This window comes from Bacteroides sp. AM54-2NS, assembly GCF_003602935.1.
GTDB classification, from domain to species: domain Bacteria; phylum Bacteroidota; class Bacteroidia; order Bacteroidales; family Bacteroidaceae; genus Bacteroides; species Bacteroides xylanisolvens.
Map to the genome: position 1 here is coordinate 1 of NZ_QTMZ01000120.1, position 1,761 is coordinate 1,761.

Below are 1,761 nucleotides of genomic sequence, written 5' to 3' on the forward strand. Positions count from 1 at the left end.
ATCCGGTAGTTGCAGATTTCTTTAACATAGGTAATTTGGCAGGTGGATTTGGAATGCGTAACTTTGGACCTAAGTTAAAGCCAGTAAAAGATATGGCTGTTGGTGGTAATAAATGGGCTAGAGCTAGAGTAATTAGTAAGGCTATAGATAAAGGGACTCCTTCAGTTGAGCCATTGCCCAATAATGTAGGTTGGGGACCTAGACAATCCATACATGTAGTACATGATAAGAATAGTGCTAGACTCCCGAAATTATACTTTCCAGAAAGGTGGGATGCTATTCATGAAGGCGCTCCTGAAGTTGGTATATGGTATCAAGGTAAATTTGGCAATCCAAGAACAGCAGCTAATCATTCTATACCAGGTAAGGCAGAGAAAGCAGCTAAGGCTAGAGAGAGATTTGCCAAGAGACCTTACAGAGTAGAAGGTGATTTAGAGTTAGAGAGACCAATAGTTACTGTAGGTGATGTACCTAACAGGGCAGCATTAGAACGAGCAGCTGATAAGATGAGTGCTGACGGGGTAATCTTTAATAATGTATATGATAATGGATATTCTAATAACCAAGTAATCTTTAGTCTTAGAGATGATTTGAAGAATGGTAGAGTGTTTAAGAAAGGAGCTAAGCCATTAGAGAAGAGCCAGTTCATTGATACAGGAACTTCTATGAATGGTGATTTAGACATTAATAAGAACATACAGAATTTCGTGGAATATCTACTAAATCCTGAAACGCAACAGAGAATCGCTAGTATAGATGCAGAACTAGGGACTAAGTATGGCGAAGCAGCTAAGAGATTTGTCGATAGATATAACAATGGAAACTTAACTGTACTTCCCAGAAATAAGAGAGATGTAGGTTTGGATAATGATATAATAAAGTTCTCTAGGTCTGTCCCTAGTGAGGAAATACTAACTACTAAAGACTTCGATAGAATTGCCTTTGAGATACTTAGGGACGATTTTGCTCATGTACCGGGTCATGAAGCTAAGCATGGAATAGAAACTGTGCAAGCAGCATTATTAAAAGATATGACTCCAACTGAGTATCATCAGTACGCTAAGACTGGAGGACCTAGGCTACAAGCTCTAATGAAGGACAATATAGTATCAGAAGATGAGTTTGTTAAACGGATAATGAAAGAACATCCAGAGTATAACGAAGTAAGTGTTAGAAATAAATATAAATATCTAACTATCCCTTCAGAGTTTAACTCCCAACTACATCCCTTAATAGAGTTTGAACAAAGAGCAGGTAAGTCTGGAGTTCCCAACTTCAAGAGTGTTGATGAGATTGATAGACTTATTAATAATAATCCTTATGTGGGGACTAGTGAGAATAATGGACTTAGAAATCTTAGACTTCTATTTAATTATATAATTAAGGATAAGAATGAATTTATGAGAAGATTTAATAAGTATGGATTTGGGGTAGTTCCTGCAACTACTGTTATTAACAATTATGATAATGAGTAACACATTTGTACCATGGTGGGGTGATAAAGAGGTAGTTACTGAATATGTAGCTCCTGGAATTAGATATATAAGAGATGCCAAGACAGGTGAGCTTTTGGCATTTATAGAGGGAGAGGAAGATGATGATATGCTAGATGAACAGGCAGATGAATAACTATGAATATGATAACAGCAGAGTATTGGATGGAAGGAATCAATAAAGTGCTTGATAGATATGGACTATCAAGAGAGGAGTTTTGGAAAGACCCCGAAGCATTCATTAATAATTTGGAAGATAAGGATGCAA

General features: G+C 36.9%; 2 protein-coding genes. Both read left to right on the top strand.

The features are described from left to right. Positions 1-1,475 (top strand): hypothetical protein (locus tag DXA05_RS26670; RefSeq protein ID WP_165861578.1); only part of this gene is annotated, 1,475 nt, incomplete at its 5' end. Beyond that, entirely contained in the window at positions 1,468-1,629 is a 162-nt protein-coding gene (locus tag DXA05_RS26675; RefSeq protein ID WP_165861577.1) for a hypothetical protein, read from the top strand. The genes DXA05_RS26670 and DXA05_RS26675, both read left to right, overlap by 8 nt. Positions 1,630-1,761 lie beyond the last annotated feature (132 nt).